This window comes from Cellulomonas sp. GbtcB1, assembly GCF_019091725.1.
In the GTDB taxonomy this organism is placed as follows: Bacteria; Actinomycetota; Actinomycetes; order Actinomycetales; family Cellulomonadaceae; genus Cellulomonas.
The window spans coordinates 1-249 of record NZ_JAGXJG010000390.1 but is presented as its reverse complement, the minus strand read 5'-3'; the positions used below and the strand labels follow the sequence as shown (position 1 = coordinate 249).

Sequence of the window (249 nt, the reverse complement as noted above, 5' to 3'; positions counted from 1 at the left end):
AACCCCGCCCGCACCTCGGCGAGCGGCAGCCGGTCGTCCGCCGGCGTGACCGACGGGAACCGCGTCGCCGACGACCCCGCCCGCGCCCCGGCCGTCACGCCCAGCACGTCGAGCAGCACCGTGCACGGCTCGCCGAGCGGGTCGAGCGACGGCACCGGCCCGTGGACCAGCAGCCGCCCGCCCGCCCGGACCCAGTCCGCGAGCCGCACCTGTACCGACGCGTCCAGCACCGGGGTCGACCCCAGCGCG

1 protein-coding gene is annotated in these 249 nt (G+C 79.5%); it reads right to left on the bottom strand.

Translation table 11 applies throughout. The features are described from left to right. Nucleotides 1-249: hypothetical protein (locus KVT14_RS20805; RefSeq protein ID WP_217617338.1), on the bottom strand; the 249-nt coding region annotated here is incomplete at both ends.